This is a genomic window from Streptomyces sp. NPDC026394 (assembly GCF_055567735.1).
Genome location: NZ_JBVHPX010000003.1, coordinates 60015 through 77066 on the forward strand (window position 1 = coordinate 60015; position 17052 = coordinate 77066).

Genomic DNA, 17052 nt, shown 5'->3' on the forward strand with positions numbered 1-17052 from the left:
CCGGCCACTCATGCGTCCGCCCCCGCCCGGGAGGCCGTCCCAGAGGCCGCATACGGCTCCTGCGACGGCCCCTGTGGCGCTTCCGCCGCCGGAGGGCCCTGCCGAAGCTTCGCCGTCCGCCTCCGGCGCCGTACGCGCCACAGAGCCGCGCCCGCCAGCAGACCCGCCGGCGGCAGCGCGGCAGCTCCCCACGGCACGGCCGTGCAGGAGGTCTCAGCCGTCCCGCGCGCACCGCCTGCCGCCGTGGCCGTCAGCCGTACGTCCACCGAGTCCAGCACGGGCGGATCGGGCCACGGCTCGGTCAGCGGGGCCCGGCGGCCGGGCGGCAGCGTGACGGGTAGGGTGCGCGCCGCGCGGCGCAGGGCCGGTCCGAAGAGCCCGTCGGCGTCGACCGCGAGCCGTGGCGTGAGCGTGGTGTTGCCGCGGTTGACCAGTACGTACCGGATGACGGCGGCGCTTCCCCGGCGCTCCACCGCCACGTCCTCGACGCTCAGCGCGGCGAGCGCGGGCCCGGTCACCCGCAGGTGCACCGGGACCGTGGCCGTCCGGCCGCCCCCTTCGGCGACGAGCGCGGCCGGGTGGTCGCCCGGAGGCGCGTCCGCGGGGACGGTCACGGTGAAGGGCACGGCCGCCCGGGTACGCGGCGGCACCCGTACCTCCTTGCCCGCCGTGGAGATCCAGCCGCCGGACCCGGTCGGCCCGCCGCGCAGCCGGAGCGTCACCGCGCTGCCGCCGGGGTTGGTGAGCGCCAGCCGGTCCTTCAGGACCGCGCCCGGGGCGCCTTCCAGGTAGAAGTACGGGCGGTCCTGGGCGCTCGGCCGCGCCGCGCCTCCGGGGGCGGGGGCGGCGGTCCACCGCCCGCCGCCCGGGCCCGGGACGGACGGGCCGGAGGCGGACGGACCGGGGGCGGACGGGCCGGGGGCGGGCGCGGCGTACGCACCGGCCGGGCTCAGCAGCGCGACGGCGGTCGCGAGCGCTGCGCCCGGGACCACCGAGCGGGTACGGGACGGCATCGGCGGCTCCTGGGCTGGTGCAGGTGCTGTGCTCGTACGCGTGCGGGGTGGGGCTCTCGGGCCGAGGTGCCGGCCTCAGGCGCGCTTCTGGTTGCGCCGGGTGAGCCAGAGGACGCCTGCCGCGCCGGCGAGGAGCACCGTGCCGCCGAGCGTGCCAAGGGCGACGGCGGAGTCGGCCGGGCCGGTCTGCGGCAGTTCGCCGCCGCCGGAGGTGCCCGCCGATCCCCCGGTGCCGCTTCCGGAACCACCCGTGGTCCCGCCGGTGGTCCCTGCGGTGTCGCTGCCGCCCGTACTGCCGGAACCGCCCGTTCCGCCGGAACTCCCCGCTCCGCCCGCGCTCTTGACGTCCAGCGTGAGCGACGGCTTCGGGTTGTTGACGGGCGTACAGGTGGTGGTCGTCCCGAGGGCCTTGATGGTGAGCGTGGCGGCGGTGAAGGTGACCTTGCCGTTCTTCTGGGGCGTGTAGGTCCCGCTCAGGTCACTGATCTTGATGGGCGTGTTGGCGGGGATCGCCTTGTCGTTGGGCGGCCCGGACACGGGTACGGTGCCGCTCTCCGCGCCGCCCAGCTCGATGAGCGCGCTCGGCTTCATGGCGCCCGCGCCCAGTTCGACGGGACTGGAGGAGACGCCCTTCTGGAAGGACATCACGAGCTTGTACGCGCTGCCGCTCCGCGTGCTCCTGATGTCGATGGGCGAGACCGCGCCCTTGTTCCCGATCGGCGTCTTGCACTGGTAGTTGACGTCCACGACGTCGGCCTGCGCGGCCGGCGCGGTGAGCAGGACCGCGGACCCCGCCGTCAGCGCCACGGCCGCGGCCAGGCCGGCCGCGCGGCGGCGGGGGCGCGCGGCGTGCTGTTCGTAGAAGCGGGCCACCTTGAGTTCCCCTTCTCGCGGTTGAGCGCCGCCCGATGTTACTGACGGCACATCAGGTCGGTGGCTCAAGGTACGCCGGGGACCTTGTCGAGGGAAGTCACAGAACAGGCCGGATCCGTACGGCGCGGGACGCCAGGGGAAGGCGGGGAGAGCGGAAAACGGGGCGGGAGGGGCGCAGGGGGCACGGAGTGCGTACGAGGCACAGGGCGCGTACGCGTCACAGGCCGCGCGGCCGCGGAAGCGCGCCGCCCCGGCCACGTCGTACCGTTCACGTCGCACCGGCCACGTCACTCCGGCCGCGTGGCCCGGTCGCGGCGCCCACCGCCGTACACCGCGCCCCGCTGCCGGCCCGGGGCGCGAAGGAGGGCCCCGCCCAGGGGCCCTAAGAGGGAGCCGCCAGCTCCGCCCACACGGTCTTGCCCGTGCCGTCGGGGTTGCGTACGACTCCCCAGTCCAGACACAGCCGCTGCACGATGAACATGCCGTGTCCGCCGGGCCGCCCCGCCCGGTGGGGCGTGCGGGGCGCGGGAGAGCCCGCGCCGAGGTCGGTCACTTCGATGCGCAGCACCTTGGCGTTGCTGCGCAGCCGGAGTTCCTCGGGCCCCTCCGCGTGCAGACAGGCATTGGTCACCAGCTCGGAGACCACGAGCAGGACGTCCTCGGCGGCCGCCCGCTGGTCGGCGCCGGCGGCCGGGAGCCAGCCCCAGTCGTGGAGGGCCTGCCGTGCGAAGTCACGGCCCCGCGCGACGGCTCCCTGCACACCCGCCAGGCGCAGCCTGCGGATCTGGCCGGCCGGCACGGCCGGGGAGGCGGAGGGAGCGCCGGCGTTGCCCGGCTCCGGGCCGAGGTCGCCCGGCGGGTACGGCCGGGTGGTGCTCATCAGCGCTTCACCTCACCGATTCGCCATTTCACGGATAGCGGTTACCTGACAGATTCAACAGATTCAGATGTCTCCTGCCCGACGGGACCGTGAGAACACCCACTTCTTGGGTACGGAAGTTGTGACGCGGGCAACCCGTACGGGAGGAACCCCCCGTAGTGCTCCGCCCACGCCGCCACCGTCAGTCGGCGAGAGCCTTGTCGAGGGAGTCGTGCACGGTGAACACCGCGTCCGCGCCAGTGATCTCGAAGACCCGCGCCACCACCGGTTGCATTCCGGCCAGATGCACTCCGCCTCCCCCGGCCTCCGCCTTCAGGCGGGCGCCGAGCAGCACGTTCAAGCCGGTGGAGTCCATGAACTCCAGTTGCGAGCAGTCGACGACCAGTCGCGCGAAGCCGTCCGCGACGCACCTCTCAAGTGATTCCCGCAACAGGTCCGCGGTGTGGTGATCCAGCTCACCCGCGACGGTCACGATCGCGCTGGCACCCTGATGCCGGATCGCGACACTGAGCCGTCCCCGACTGGCACTGCCGACCGTCCCGCGGTCCATGCGCGTGCACCCCTCTTGCTGTCTCGGCGTCCGATTGCTTACGACTGCGCTGACCGAACACTACGCCTTCGATCCACACGACTGGTAGCCGAACAATACGTAATACCCAGCAAACCTGGACAACACGCACTTGCCATCTTCCGGCAAACCCAGGTAGGCGTAGTAAGGACACATTCGAAACGGCCGGCTTTGGAGGCGCCGCACACCGCAGCTTCGCGTAGAGGCATCGGCAGCCATATGCCGAGAACGATGGAGGACAACATGTCACCCCGGCTCGACGAATTGCGCACCGAAGACACCACGGAGACCGCGTCGTCGACTCCCTTGTCAGAGACCACCCTCGCAGAGGCCGCTCTCACCGAGGCCGTCCTGTCCGAGGCCGCCCTGCCCGAACAGTCCCAGACGTCTCATTCCCCGCAGATCCCATCTGAATCGTCCGCACCGGACACGGCGGGAATCCCCGAGCTCGACGGACTGCCCGAGATCCCCCCGTACGCCGAGGTGGGGCCGGTGGACGCGCGGGCCCTGTCCAAGACCCTCTTCGAGCGCCTGGAGTCGCTGGAAGAAGGCACGCACGAATTCGCGTACGTCCGCAACACCCTGGTCGAACTCAACCTCGCGCTGGTGAAGTTCGCGGCCTCCCGGTTCCGTTCCCGCAGCGAGCCCATGGAGGACATCGTCCAGGTCGGCACCATCGGCCTGATCAAGGCGATCGACCGCTTCGAGCTCAGCCGCGGCGTGGAGTTCCCGACGTTCGCCATGCCGACCATCGTCGGCGAGATCAAGCGTTTCTTCCGTGACACCAGTTGGTCCGTGCGGGTGCCCCGGCGCCTGCAGGAGCTGCGTCTGGACCTGGCCAAGGCCGGCGACGAGCTGGCGCAGAAGCTGGACCGCTCCCCGACGGTGAGCGAGCTCGCCGAACGCCTCGGCATCACCAACGACGAGGTCGTCGAGGGCATGGCCGCGAGCAACGCCTACACGGCCAGCTCGCTGGACGCCCAGCCGGAGGAGGACGACAACGAGGGTGCGCTGGCCGACCGCATCGGCTACGAGGACCACGGCCTCGAAGGCATCGAGTACGTGGAGTCGCTCAAGCCGCTGATCGCCGAGCTGCCCCCGCGTGACCGCAAGATCCTCTCGCTCCGCTTCGTCGCCAACATGACGCAGTCGGAGATCGGCGAGGAGCTGAACATCTCCCAGATGCACGTGTCGCGGCTGCTGTCGCGCACGCTCGTCAAGCTCCGCAAGGGGCTGATGGTCGAGGAGTGAGTCCGGCGGACACTTCGCGGTCGCTGCCGGCCTGACGGGCCGGCCTCCGCCCGCGTGGAAGAGGGCCTGCCCCGGCTGTCCGGGACGGGCCCTCCTCTGCTGTACGGGTCTCTGCCGTATCGGCGCCGTACGGGTGCCTGACGCGTGTCTACCGCGTCGGCGCGGGCGCCTGGAGCGTGGTGATGATCTCCTCGCCCTCCAGGCCCGGGCCGTTCTCCTCCGTGAAGTCGACGGTGACCTTCACCTCGTCGCCCGCGGCGAAGTGCGCGCCGGCGGCCTGCGTCAGGCTCAGCTTCAGGGCGCGGCTGCGGTAGTCGCACGTGAGGGTACCGGTCGCGACGGTGCCGGTGGCGGACGCCGGACCGGCCTGTCCGTCCGTCTTGACCGCCTTGCCGGACAGCCCCCAGGTGTAGCCGGTGTCGCAGGAGTAGCCGAGGTGCACCGAGAGCTGCTGCCCGTCGAGCGTCACCTTGTCGATGGAGATGACGTTCGCCTTCGCCGCGGCGGCCGGTGCCGTGGCCAGGGCGGCGCCGCCGAGGACGGCGACGGTGGCCGCGGTGCCGGCGAGGCGGGCCTTGAGGCGGGTCGACTTCATGAGGTTCCTTTCCCCCCCCCGCGCGGTCACCCTGGCCCTGCGCCGTGGTTGCCTCCTCCGGAGGTCCGCCCGGTGAAGTTTCCCCGGCTGTGCGGGTGACTGCGACAGTTGTTCGTGTCGGTCCCGGACCTTACGTGATCTTCGCTGTGCCCGGTACCGGTTACTGCCGCAGGGCGCGGTTCAGACGCGTACGCCCCGGTGCCAGACGTCGGAGACGAGAGGGACGCCCGGGCGGTAGGCGAGGTGGACGTGCGAGGGCGCGTCGAGGAGGGCGAGGTCGGCGCGGGCGCCGGGGGTCAGGCGGCCGACGTCGGTACGGCGCAGGGCCGCCGCGCCGCCGGCGGTGGCGGCCCAGACGGCCTCGTCGGGCGTCATCTTCATGTCCCGTACGGCCAGGGCGATGCAGAACGGCATCGAGCTGGTGAAGGACGAGCCGGGGTTGCAGTCGGTGGACAGGGCGACGGTGGCGCCCGCGTCGAGCAGGGGGCGCGCGTCGGGCCACTGGGCGCGGGTGGAGAACTCGGCGCCGGGCAGCAGCGTCGCGACGGTCGCGCTGTTGGCGAGCGCGTCGATGTCGGCGGCGTCCAGGTGGGTGCAGTGGTCGGCGGAGGCGGCGTCGAGTTCGACGGCGATCTGCACGCCGGGGCCGTGGTGCAGTTGGTTGGCGTGCACGCGCGGGAGCAGGCCCTTGGCCTTGCCCGCGGTCAGGATCGCGCGGGCCTGGTCGCCGTCGAAGGCGCCCTGTTCGCAGAAGACGTCGATCCAGCGGGCGTGCGGGGCGCAGGCGTCCAGCATCGGGCCGGTGACCAGGTCGACGTAGCCGGCGGGGTCGTCGGCGTAGTCGGGGGAGACGATGTGCGCGCCGAGGAAGGTGACCTCGTCGGTGTGGGCGGCGGCGATGCGCAGGGCGCGGGCCTCGTCCTCGACGTTCAGGCCGTAGCCGGACTTGGTCTCCAGGGTCGTGGTGCCCTGGCGGAGCGCCTCGGCGAGGTACTTGGCGACGTTGGCGTGCAGGTGCTCGTCGGTGGCGGCGCGGGTGGCGGCGACGGTGGTGCGGATGCCGCCGGCCGAGTAGGCGCGGCCGGACATCCGGGCGTTGAACTCGGCGGTGCGGTCGCCGCCGAAGACCAGATGGGAGTGGGAGTCGACGAAGCCCGGGATCGCGGCGCGGCCACCCGCGTCGTGGTGACTGTCAGTGGCGGGTGCTTTGCTTGTCGTACCGACCCAGGCGACGCGGTCGCCGTCGAAGACGACGGCCGCGTCCTGGATCAGACCGAGGGGGCCTTCACCGAGGGAGGGGTCGTTGGTGACGAGCGTGGCGATGTTGGTGACGGCGGTGGTGCGGCCGGTGGCGGCGCGCTCCGCGGCCGTGGTGCTGGGGTTCATCGTGGGGGTGCTCTCCTTCGGCCGCGGAGTCAGCCGTGTACGGCCGCGATGGCCTCGGCCAGTGCGGTGGGGACGTCGGGCACGAGCGTGTGGACTCCGTCGCGTACGACCTGGCGGCCGCCGACCACCGTGTGGCGCACGTCCGCCCCGGAGGCGGCGAATACGGCCGTCTCGGCGCCCAGCCGGGGCAGCGGCCCCGCGGTGCGTACGGAGTCCAGGGCGACCGTGGTGAGGTCGGCGAGCGCGCCGCGTTCGATGGTGCCCGCCTCGTCCCAGCCCAGTGCCGCGTGGCCGTCGGCGGTCGCGGCGCGCAGCAGGGCGTTGGCGGTCCAGTGGCCGCGGGTGCGGGTGCGCAGCCGTTCGTCCAGCTCCATCGCGCGGGCCTCTTCGAAGAGGTCGATGACGGCGTGGCTGTCGCTGCCGAGCGACAGGGGACTGCCGGCGGCCTGGAGCTGGACGGCGGGACCGATGCCGTCGGCGAGGTCGCGTTCGGTGGTGGGGCACATGCACACGCCGGTGGTGGTGTCGCCCAGCAGCCGGACGTCCTCGTCGGTGAGGTGGGTGGCGTGCACGGCGGTGGTGCGGCGGCCCAGGACACCGTGCGCGGCGAGGAGTTCGGTGGGGGTGCGGCCGTGGGCCGCGCGGCAGGCGTCGTTCTCGGCGGTCTGCTCGGAGAGGTGGACGTGCAGCGGCGCGTCCCGGTGCCCGGCCCACTGCGCGACGGTGCTCAGCTGGTCGGCGGGCACGGCGCGTACGGAGTGCACGGCCGCCCCGATGCGGGCGTGCGGGCGGCCGTCCTTCAGGGCGGCGGCGCGCTCGGCCCAGGCGTCGGCCGTGCCGTCGGAGAAACGCAGTTGGTGGTGGTCGGGCGGGGCGCCGAAGCCGGACGAGAGATAGGCGGTGTCCAGCAGGGTGATGCGGATGCCCGCCTCGTCGGCGGCGGCGATCAGGGCTTCGCCCATCGCGTTGGGGTCGGCGTAGCGGGAGCCGCCCGGTCCGTGGTGGAGGTAGTGGAACTCGCCGACGCAGGTGATGCCCGCCAGCGCCATCTCCGCGTACACGCCCCGCGCGAGGGCGTAGTAGGAGTCGGGGGTGAGCCGGGAGGCGACCTGGTACATCACCTCGCGCCAGGTCCAGAAGGTGCCGGAGCCGACCTGGACGGTGGCGCGCAGGGCCCGGTGGAAGGCGTGCGAGTGGGCGTTGGCGAGGCCGGGCAGGGTCAGGCCGCGCAGCGGGACGGCGCCGGGCGGCGGTGCCGGGACCTCGGTCCGTACAGCGCTGATGCGGCCGTCGGCCGGGTCCACGTCCACGGCCACGCCCGGCTCGACGTGCGTGCCGAGCCAGGCGTGTTCCAGCCAGTACGTCTTCGGGGCGGCCGGTCCCGGCCGGTCGCCTCCGGGGCGCGGGGCCGTCTCGGATTCCTGCGGCGTCACCTGCACGCCAGGCCCTCCAGTACGTCGGCGAGTGCGGTCACCCCGGCGATGCAGTCGTCCTCGGCCGCGCGTTCGGCGGGTGAGTGCGAGACGCCGGTGGGGTTGCGTACGAACAGCATGGCGGTGGGCACGGTGGCGGACAGGATACCCGCGTCGTGTCCGGCGCCGGTGCCCAGCACGGGCACCTCGCGGGCGCCGCCCGGGCGGTGGTCCGCCGAGTGGGTGAGGATCTTGGCCAGCTCGTCCCGCAGGGCGTGCCCGAACTCGATGACGGGGGTGAAGGACTCGCGGGTGACCCGGACGTCGACGCCGTCGCGCGCGCCGCGCTCGGCGGCCTCCCGCTCGACGGCGGCGACGACGGTGTCCAGCGTCTCCTGGTCGGCGGCGCGGGAGTCCAGCCAGCCGCGGACCAGCGACGGGATGGCGTTGACGCCGTTCGGCTCGACGCTGATCTTGCCGAAGGTGGCCAGCGCACCGGCCAGCTCGGCGCTCTTGCGGGCGGCGAGCACGGTCGCGGCGTAGGTGAGCATCGGGTCGCGCCGGTCCGCCAGACGGGTGGTGCCCGCGTGGTTGGCCTCGCCGTGGAAGTCGAACCGCCAGCGGCCGTGCGGCCAGATGGCGGAGGCGATGCCCACGGGGTCGCCGGTCAGGTCGAGGGCGCGGCCCTGTTCGACGTGGAGTTCGACGAACGCGCCGATGCGGGAGAGGCGGTCGGGGTCCGGGCCGATGGCGTCCGGGTCGTGCCCGGCCCGCTCCATGGCCTGCGGCAGCGTCACCCCGTCGCCGTCCCGCAGTTGGTGGGCCGCCTCGACGGTGAGCTGTCCGGCGCTGAGCCGGGAGCCGACGCAGGCCAGGCCGAAGCGGGCGCCTTCCTCGTCGCCGAAGTTGACGATCGCCAGCGGCTTGGCGGGCTCGGCGCCCCGGCGGCGGAGTTCGTCGAGCGCGGCGAAGGAGGACACCACGCCGAGCGGGCCGTCGAAGGCGCCGCCGTCCGGGACGGAGTCGAGGTGGGAGCCGGTGACGACGGCTTCGCCGGGGGCCACGTCCGCGGCGGACGCGGCGCCCAGCCAGGCCCACTGATTGCCGTTGCGGTCCTGTTCGCAGACGAGTCCGCGGGCGCGGGCCTGGGCCTCGAACCAGGCCCGGCAGTCGGCGTCGGCGCCGGTCCAGGCGAAGCGGCGGTAGCCGCCGGTGCCGGAGTGGCGGCCGATGGGCGCGAGGTCGCGCCACATCTCGTGGAAGGACGGCGCGGCCGTACCGGCGCCGCCCGCCGGGCTCCCGGAGCGCCCGGAGGCGCCCCCCGGCGCCCCCGGCTCTCCGGCGGCGCCCACCGCGGCGCCGGACGCCCGGCCGCCGTCCGCCCGGCCCTCACCCGCCGGACCGTCGTACGGCGGGGTCACTCGCCCTCCCGCATCGGGATGCGTACGCCGCGCTCGGCCGCGACCTCGTCGGCGCGGTCGTACCCGGCGTCGACGTGGCGGATGACGCCCATGCCCGGGTCGTTGGTCAGCACCCGGCGGATCTTCTCGCCGGCCAGCGGTGTGCCGTCGGCGACCGTGACCTGTCCGGCGTGGATCGAACGGCCCATGCCGACGCCGCCGCCGTGGTGCAGGGAGACCCAGGAGGCGCCGGAGGCGACGTTGACCATGGCGTTGAGCAGCGGCCAGTCGGCGATGGCGTCGGAGCCGTCGAGCATCGCCTCGGTCTCCCGGTACGGGGACGCCACCGAGCCGCAGTCCAGGTGGTCGCGGCCGATGGCCAGCGGCGCCCGGAGGGTGCCGTCGGCGACCATGTCGTTGAAGCGCTCGCCCGCCTTGTCGCGTTCGCCGTAGCCGAGCCAGCAGATCCGGGCCGGCAGGCCCTGGAAGTGCACCCGTTCGCCCGCCAGCTTGATCCACCGGGCGAGGGACTCGTTCTCCGGAAAGAGGTCCAGGATGGCCCGGTCGGTGGCGGCGATGTCCCTGGGGTCGCCGGACAGCGCGGCCCAGCGGAACGGCCCCTTGCCCTCGGCGAACAGCGGCCTGATGTAGGCGGGCACGAAGCCGGGGAAGGCGAAGGCGCGCTTGTACCCGGCGAGTTCGGCCTCGCCGCGGATGGAGTTGCCGTAGTCGAAGACCTCGGCGCCGGCGTCCATGAAGCCGACCATGGCCTCCACGTGACGGGCCATCGACTCGCGGGCCCGGCGGGTGAAGTCGGCGGGCTGCTCGGCCGCGTAGGTGGCCATGTCCGCGAAGTCCACGCCGACCGGGAGGTAGGCGAGGGGGTCGTGGGCGGAGGTCTGGTCGGTGACGATATCGATCGGCGCGCCGTCGGCGAGCATCCGCGGCAGCAGTTCCGCCGCGTTGCCGAGCAGGCCGATGGAGAGCGGTTTGCGCTGGTCACGGGCTTCAACCGCGAGCTGGAGGGCGTGCTGGAGGCTGTCGGCCCGCACGTCCAGGTAGCGGTGTTCGATGCGCCGCTCGATGGCCCGCGGGTCGCAGTCGATACAGATCGCGACGCCGTCGTTCATCGTGACGGCGAGCGGCTGGGCGCCGCCCATGCCGCCGAGTCCGGCGGTGAGGGTGATCGTGCCGGCCAGCGAGCCGTCGAACTTCTTCGCGGCGACGGCGGCGAACGTCTCGTACGTGCCCTGGAGGATGCCCTGGGTGCCGATGTAGATCCACGAACCGGCGGTCATCTGCCCGTACATGGTCAGGCCCAGGGCCTCCAGGCGGCGGAACTCCTCCCAGTTGGCCCAGTCGCCCACCAGGTTGGAGTTGGCGATCAGGACCCGCGGCGCCCACTCGTGCGTCTGCATGACGCCGACCGGCCGCCCGGACTGGACGAGCATCGTCTCGTCCTGCTTGAGCGTGGTCAGGGTGCGCACCATCGCGTCGAAGGAGCGCCAGTCCCGGGCGGCCTTGCCGGTGCCGCCGTAGACGACGAGCTGGTCCGGGTGCTCGGCGACCTCCGGGTCGAGATTGTTCTGCAGCATGCGCAGCGCGGCTTCCTGCTGCCATCCCCGGGCGCTCAGTTCCGTACCGCGCGGTGCCCGCACGGGTCGCGGTCCTGACATGGGCCGTGCCTCCCTGACGTCGATGCGAATGGATCGAGCTATTCACATCTTGGAGTGCTGAATAGGCCTAGTCAACAGGTCGGGGCGGCCCGTCCGCCGCCCCGGCCCGCGGGCCGCTCCCTCAGCGCACCGTCTGGTCGCCGTCCGGCACGTCCGTCACCGTGACCTTCGCGCGCGGCTGTCCCAGGCCGTCCGCCACCGCCGCCGCCAGGCCGTCGGGGTCGGGCTCGGCCGGGAACGGCACGCTCTCGCCCTCCCCGTAGCTCTCGATCGCCTTGGTGAAGTAGCCGGGGAGCCAGGCACCGACCGCGCCCCTGACCTCCACCGCGGTCACGTCCCGGCCGCCCACCCGGTCCCGCAGGGCGCCGAGGACGCGGTCGGAGCGGTACTCCCCCGGTACCTGGAACAGGCTGGCGTGCGCGCCCACCAGGCCGCCGTCCGCGAGGCGGACCGTCACGGTCAGACAGCTGGTCACACTCGGGTAGAGCAGCGTGCCGCCGGGAGCGGCCTCCCCGACCTGGCCCTCGGTGATCCGTACGGCGGAGGCCGGGGCGGGAGCCGGGGCCGGGGCGGGAGCCTGGGCCGTGTGCGCAGCCGAAGCCGGCGCCTCGCCCGTACCCGCGTCAGAAGCCGTCGCCGTTCCGGTCTGCAACGCCAGTGCCACGGCCGCGGCGGCCAGCGCGCCGGCTCCTCGCCGCGCGTACTGCCGGCCCGATATCCCCTTGGTGAACATGTACTCCGCTTTCTCTCCGCTCGTGCGCGACGGCCGCGCACGACTGTTCACCTTCGCAGCCGCACACCCGAAACCGGGAACCCGCCACCGCCTCCGCTACAGCACGAATCCCCGGGGGAACGGGTCGGCCGGGTCCAGGACGTACGTGGCCGTGCCGGTGATCCAGGCCCGCCCGGTGACCGTCGGCACGACCGCCGCCCGGCCGCCGACCCGCCCGGTGTCCACCAGCCGGCCCGTGAAGCGGGTGCCGATCAGGGACTCGTTGACGAAGGGCCGGTGCAGCGGGAGCGTGCCGCGCGCGTGGAGCTGGGCCATCCGGGCGCTGGTGCCGGTGCCGCAGGGCGAGCGGTCGAGCCAGCCGGGGTGGACGACCATGGCGTTACGGGAGTCCGACCCGTCCGGTCCCGGTGTTCCGGGGGCCGTGAACTGTACGTGGTGACAGCCGGAGATGCCCGGGTCGGCCGGGTGGACGGGCCGGTCGCGCTCGTCGACCGCGGCCATCACCGCGAGCCCGGCGGCGATGATCTCGTCCAGGTGGGCGGCGGCGAACGGGATGCCCAGCGCGGCGAGCGGGGTGATCGCGTAGAAGTTGCCGCCGTACGCCAGGTCGTAGCGGACCTCGCCGTAGCCGGGCACCTTCACCACGGCGTCCAGTTCGTGTGCGTACGAGGGGACGTTGTGCAGGGTGACGTGCTCGGCGCGGCCGTCACGGACCGCGACCCGGGCCGCCACCAGCCCCGCCGGGGTGTCCAGCCGTACGGTCGTGACGGGCTCGGTGACCGCCACCATGCCCGTCTCGACGAGGACCGTCGCGACGCCGATCGTGCCGTGCCCGCACATCGGCAGGCAGCCGGAGACCTCGATGTAGACGACGCCCCAGTCGGCGTCGGGCCGGGTCGGCGGCTGGAGGATCGCCCCGCTCATGGCGGGGTGTCCGCGCGGTTCGTTGACCAGCAACTGGCGGATGTGGTCGAGATGTTCGACGAAGTAGCCGCGGCGTTCGGCCATGGTCGCGCCGGGGATGGTGCCGACGCCGTCGGTGACGACGCGGGTCGGCATTCCCTCGGTGTGCGAGTCCACGGCGCTGAAGGTGTGCACGCTGCGGGCGGCGAGCGAGGCGGCCCGGGAGCCGTCGGCCGCCATCACCCGGCCGCTTTCGCCCAGATCTCCAGCGCCTGCACGGCGCCGCGCAGGTCCGCGTCCAGTTGCCGCCGGCGCTCGGGCAGCAGCGGGCCGCGTGGCGGCCGGCAGGGCCCGCCGTACCGGCCGACGAGGTCCATCCCGCGCTTGATCGCCTGCACGAACTCGGTACGCGAGTCCCACCGGAACGCGGCGACCAGCGGTTCGTACAGCTCCCGCGCCTCGGCCACCCGCCCGGCCCGGGCGAGGTCGTAGAGGCGGACGCAGGCGGCGGGGAAGACGTTGGGGAAGCCGGCGAACCAGCCGGTGGCGCCCATCAGCAGCGCCTCCAGCACCAGGTCGTCGGCGCCCGCCACCACGTCCAGGCCGGGGGCCTGCTCCTTGATGTGCAGCACCCGGCGGATGTCCCCCGAGAACTCCTTGACCGCCACGACCCCGTCGATCGCGGCGACCTCGCGCAGCGTCTCCGGCGTCAGGTCGACCTTCGTGTCGAGCGGATTGTTGTAGACCATCACCGGCAGGCCGACGGCCGCGACCTCCTCGAAGTGCCGCACCACCTCGGCGGTGTTGGCCCGGTAGAGGGTGGGCGGCAGGCACAGCACGCCGTCCGCGCCGTCCTCGGCCGCCAGCTCCGCCCAGTGCCGCGCCTGGTGCGAGCCGACCCCGTGCACGCCCACGACGACCCGCGCGTCCCGTCCCACCGCCGCGACGGCCGTACGGGCCACCGCGCGCCGCTCGTCGTCGGTGAGGGAGGAGTACTCACCGAGCGAACCGTTCGGCCCGACGCCGTGACAGCCGCTGTCGACGAGCCAGCGGCAGTGCTCGGCGTACCGGTCGAGGTCCGGCCGGAGCCCGGCGGGCGCGCTCCGGTCCTCGGCGTACGGCAGGGTGGTGGCGACGATGACACCGGTCAGCGGCGCACGGGAGGCGGCGGCGGTGCGGGACGTACGGGACTGCGGCGTCGCGTGGTCCGTCATGTCGGGTCCTCTCGGTACGGTGCGGCGGGGTCGGGGGCGCCGGGGTCACGGGGTACGGGGCCGGGCGCGGCCAGGTCCGCGAGGCGGACCGGCTGGGCGATCGGGCGGCGGTCGGCGGTCTGGGGGTCGGGGAGAGCGTCCGGGCCGTGGAGTCCGGCCGCGTTACGGGCGCAGATCCGGCCCTGGCAGGGGCCCAGGCCGATGCGCGTGGTGAGCTTGAACGTGCACATGCCGTCGGCCGCGAGGCTGCCCCCGTCGTCCCCACCGGCCCCCTCCGCCCCACCGTCCACAGCACCCACGCCGTCCACGCCCGGCTCCCCCGCCGCCGTACGCAGGGCGCCGTACGGGACCTCCTCGCAGCGGCAGACGAGCGTGTCCTCGCCGAGCCAGCCGTGCCACCCGTCGCGTACGGGATGGGCCGCGGCGAGCAGCCGGGCGAAGCGGCGGCCCGCGACGACCTGCCGCCGGGCGGCCGGGGCGCGCGCCACCACGTGGGCCGCCGCGGCGGGCACCGCCCGGCGGGCGGCCGCCAGCCCCGCCAGTTCGCCTTCCGCGGCGGCGAGTGCCGCGCCGCCGACGCCGGTGGGTTCACCCGCCGCGTACACGCCGGGGACGGAGGTCCGCTGCCAGGCGTCCACCGTGACCCAGGAGTTGTCGCGCAGCGCGCAGCCCGCGGCGAGGGCGAGTTCCAGTTGCGGGGTGAAGCCGTAGCCGACGCAGACCGCGTCCACGCCCTCGATGCGGCGTTCGGTGCCGGGTCTGATCCGCCAGTCGGGGGTGAGGCGGGCCACCGTCACCGCCTCGACGCGCTCCCGTCCGTGCGCCGCCACGACGGCCCGGCGGGCCCGGTAGGGAACGCGGTGCCGCGCCAGACCGGCGGCGTACCCGAGCAGTTCGGGCAGTTTGGCGCGACCGTCGCGGAGCGCGGCCACGGGGGCGCGCAGCCAGGCGGCCGGCGAGCCCGCCTCGTACACCCCGAGGACGCGTGCGCCCACGGTGAGCAGCGACGACGCGACCGGCAGCAGGAACGGTCCGGTGCCGCAGACCACCACCCGGCGGCCGATCGCCGTGCGCTGGCCCTTGGCGAGGGCCTGGGCCGCGCCCGCCGTGACGACGCCCGGCAGGTCCCAGCCGGGGAACGGCAGGGCCCGGTCGTACGCGCCGGTGCACAGCACGAGCGCGGCGGCGCGCAGTGTGTGCGCCGTGCGGCCGGGGGCGTCGGCGGGCCCTTGGAGGACGTGTACGGTCCAGCCCGCGTCCGTACGGCCCGGCGTGCCCGGCGGCCCACCGTCCGGCTCCAGCGCCCAGACCGTGCACCCCGGAAGCCACTCGACGCGCGGGTGCTCCTGTACGGCGCGGACCGCCGCGCCCCGCGCCGGGCCGTCCGCCGCCTGCCGGAGGAACTGCCCGCCCGGCCGCTGCCCGTCGTCCACCAGCGCCACCCACGCCCCGGCCCCGGCCGCCGCCAGCGCCGCCGCCAGGCCCGCCGGACCGGCGCCCACGACGACCACCGGCACGTCGCGCACCGTCCCCGCGGGCGCGCCCGTGCCCGCCTCCGGGGGCAGGCACGGCAACGGCGTGCCCTCCTGGGTCTCGATGCGGTCGCCCGCCTCGACCACGCGCCGGCAGGCCCGTACGTCCGGTACGCCGTTGACGACCACGAGGCAGTCGTGGCAGACGCCGATCCCGCAGAAGACCCCGCGCGGGCGGCCGCCGCGGGTGGTCCGCCAGGAGGCGCGCCCCGCGGCCAGCAGGACCGCGGCGGCCGTCTGGCCGGTACGTGCCCATCGCTCGGCGCCGTTCACCGTCACGCGGAACACCGCGCCTCCTCCGCCAGTCCCGGCCGGGCCACCCGGTAGGGCTCCGGGGCGAGGCACGGCGGTTCGCCCGCGTACAGCCGGGCGAGGAGTTCGCCGGTCGCGGGGGCCAGTCCGATGCCCGCGCCTTCGTGTCCGGTGGCGTGCCACAGGCCCGGCAGGCGCGGGTCCGGGCCGATGACCGGGAGGTGGTCGGGGGTGTACGGGCGGAAGCCGCCGTACGCGCGGATCGCCGGGACCCGGCCCAGCACCGGGAACAGCGCCGTCGCCTTGCGGGCCAGTTCGCGCAGGACGTCGACGCGGAAACGTTCCTCGAAGCCGGCCCGCTCCCGGCTGGACCCGATGAGCACAGTCCCGCCCCGGGTGGCCTCGACCACCGTCGAGGTCCGCAGGTCGGCGTCGCCGCTGCCGACGGCGCCCACGTAGTCGGCGTCGTACACCTTGTGCCGGACCGTGCCCGGCGGCAGCGGCGCGGTGACCAGCACCAGGCCCCGGCGCGGCTGGACGGGCAGCGGCACGCCCGCCTCCGCCGCGAACCGGCCCGCCCACGGCCCGCAGGCGTTGACGACCGCCCCGCACGGCAGCGTCCCGGCCGACGTGCGCAGCGCCGTCACCCGCCCGCCCGTGCCGCGCTCCACGCCGAGCGCCCGCACCCCGGCCCGCAGTGTGCCGCCGCGTCGCCGTACGGCACCGAGCAGCGCGACGGCCGCCGCGACCGGCTGGATCTGGGCGTCCTGCGGGTAGTGGACGGCGGCGCGGACGCCCGGCGCGAGGTGCGGTTCGCGGGCGTGCACGGCGTCCGGTGCGACCTCGTGGGCCGTGACACCGGCGGCCCGCTGGGCGGCGGCGAACCCGGCCAGCGCCCGTGCGCCCGCCTCCCCGAGGGCCACGACCAGGCCGCCCTTCGTCTCGTACTCGCACCGCTCCGCGAGCCCCGCGCCCAGTTCGTCCCCCAGCTCCGCGAGCAGCCGTGGCCAGCGGGCCGCCGAGGCCAGCGCCAGGTCCAGTTCGGGTCCTGGCGGTTTGTCGGAGACCAGGACGTTGCCCTCGCCGTGGGCGGTCGTGCCGGAGGCGAGCGGCGCGCGGTCCACGACGGTGACCCGTACGCCGCGCCGGGTGAGCGCTTCGGCGCAGGCCGCGCCGACGATGCCGCTGCCGACCACGGCCACGTCGGGGTACGGGGGCCGGGGCGGCGGACACGGGGAGCCGTGCCGCACCGCCGGTTTCGCCTGGACGTGCCGGTATCGCATGAACCCGCACCACCGTTCCGCGTCGCGCGTCCGCGTGAAGGGCCCCCTCGTGAGAGCGCCGTGACGTTATTGCCGCGGGCC

General features: G+C 74.5%; 15 protein-coding genes. 1 reads left to right on the forward strand and 14 read right to left on the reverse strand.

Annotated elements, in window-relative coordinates; all coding sequences use genetic code 11:
• Window positions 1-8 precede the first annotated feature (8 nt).
• From ACZ4QV_RS08625 to ACZ4QV_RS08640, 4 genes are all read right to left on the reverse strand, one after another.
• On the reverse strand, window positions 9-1013 hold the full coding sequence (locus ACZ4QV_RS08625; RefSeq protein ID WP_467762719.1) for a COG1470 family protein: 1005 nt from the start codon (window positions 1011-1013) through the stop codon (window positions 9-11).
• 75 nt (window positions 1014-1088) lie between these two features.
• On the reverse strand, window positions 1089-1886 hold the full coding sequence (locus tag ACZ4QV_RS08630; RefSeq protein ID WP_361590866.1) for an LPXTG cell wall anchor domain-containing protein: 798 nt from the start codon (window positions 1884-1886) through the stop codon (window positions 1089-1091).
• A gap of 382 nt (window positions 1887-2268) precedes the next feature.
• Window positions 2269-2766 carry an ATP-binding protein gene (locus ACZ4QV_RS08635; RefSeq protein ID WP_031009363.1) on the reverse strand — a complete coding sequence of 166 codons (498 nt, stop codon included), beginning with the start codon at window positions 2764-2766 and terminating at the stop codon, window positions 2269-2271.
• Between the two features lie 181 nt (window positions 2767-2947).
• Window positions 2948-3316, reverse strand: a complete 369-nt coding sequence (locus tag ACZ4QV_RS08640; protein ID WP_361150006.1) for an STAS domain-containing protein — start codon at window positions 3314-3316, stop codon at window positions 2948-2950.
• 261 nt (window positions 3317-3577) lie between these two features.
• Here ACZ4QV_RS08640 and ACZ4QV_RS08645 point away from each other — a divergent pair, with 261 nt between their 5' ends.
• Window positions 3578-4585 (forward strand): RNA polymerase sigma factor SigF, encoded by a 1008-nt coding sequence (locus ACZ4QV_RS08645; protein WP_361150226.1) that lies wholly within the window; start codon window positions 3578-3580, stop codon window positions 4583-4585.
• A 148-nt stretch (window positions 4586-4733) separates the two neighbouring features.
• Here the strand turns inward: ACZ4QV_RS08645 and ACZ4QV_RS08650 are convergent, their stop codons facing one another.
• From ACZ4QV_RS08650 to ACZ4QV_RS08695, 10 genes are all read right to left on the reverse strand, one after another.
• On the reverse strand, window positions 4734-5180 hold the full coding sequence (locus tag ACZ4QV_RS08650) for a hypothetical protein (protein ID WP_361150004.1): 447 nt from the start codon (window positions 5178-5180) through the stop codon (window positions 4734-4736).
• A 180-nt stretch (window positions 5181-5360) separates the two neighbouring features.
• Entirely contained in the window at window positions 5361-6566 is a 1206-nt protein-coding gene (hutI, locus tag ACZ4QV_RS08655) for an imidazolonepropionase (RefSeq protein ID WP_361150003.1), read from the reverse strand.
• A 29-nt stretch (window positions 6567-6595) separates the two neighbouring features.
• On the reverse strand, window positions 6596-7921 hold the full coding sequence (locus ACZ4QV_RS08660; RefSeq protein WP_361150223.1) for a formimidoylglutamate deiminase: 1326 nt from the start codon (window positions 7919-7921) through the stop codon (window positions 6596-6598).
• 74 nt (window positions 7922-7995) lie between these two features.
• A complete protein-coding gene (locus tag ACZ4QV_RS08665) occupies window positions 7996-9231 on the reverse strand; it encodes an allantoate amidohydrolase (RefSeq protein ID WP_361590908.1) in 1236 nt (411 codons plus the stop codon).
• 164 nt (window positions 9232-9395) lie between these two features.
• A complete protein-coding gene (hutU, locus tag ACZ4QV_RS08670; protein ID WP_361150000.1) occupies window positions 9396-11054 on the reverse strand; it encodes a urocanate hydratase in 1659 nt (552 codons plus the stop codon).
• 121 nt (window positions 11055-11175) lie between these two features.
• On the reverse strand, window positions 11176-11787 hold the full coding sequence (locus tag ACZ4QV_RS08675; protein ID WP_361149997.1) for a hypothetical protein: 612 nt from the start codon (window positions 11785-11787) through the stop codon (window positions 11176-11178).
• Window positions 11788-11883: 96 nt separating this feature from the next.
• Window positions 11884-12930, reverse strand: a complete 1047-nt coding sequence (locus tag ACZ4QV_RS08680; protein ID WP_361590861.1) for a proline racemase family protein — start codon at window positions 12928-12930, stop codon at window positions 11884-11886.
• On the reverse strand, window positions 12930-13904 hold the full coding sequence (locus ACZ4QV_RS08685; protein ID WP_361149992.1) for a dihydrodipicolinate synthase family protein: 975 nt from the start codon (window positions 13902-13904) through the stop codon (window positions 12930-12932). The genes ACZ4QV_RS08680 and ACZ4QV_RS08685 overlap by 1 nt, the downstream gene beginning before the upstream one ends.
• On the reverse strand, window positions 13901-15724 hold the full coding sequence (locus ACZ4QV_RS08690; RefSeq protein ID WP_467762720.1) for an FAD-dependent oxidoreductase: 1824 nt from the start codon (window positions 15722-15724) through the stop codon (window positions 13901-13903). Before ACZ4QV_RS08690 ends, ACZ4QV_RS08685 begins: the two co-directional genes overlap by 4 nt.
• The gene (locus ACZ4QV_RS08695) at window positions 15712-16971 is read right to left on the reverse strand and encodes an NAD(P)/FAD-dependent oxidoreductase (RefSeq protein WP_361149987.1); all 1260 of its coding nucleotides are present in this window, start codon (window positions 16969-16971) and stop codon (window positions 15712-15714) included. The genes ACZ4QV_RS08690 and ACZ4QV_RS08695 overlap by 13 nt, the downstream gene beginning before the upstream one ends.
• Window positions 16972-17052: the final 81 nt, after the last annotated feature.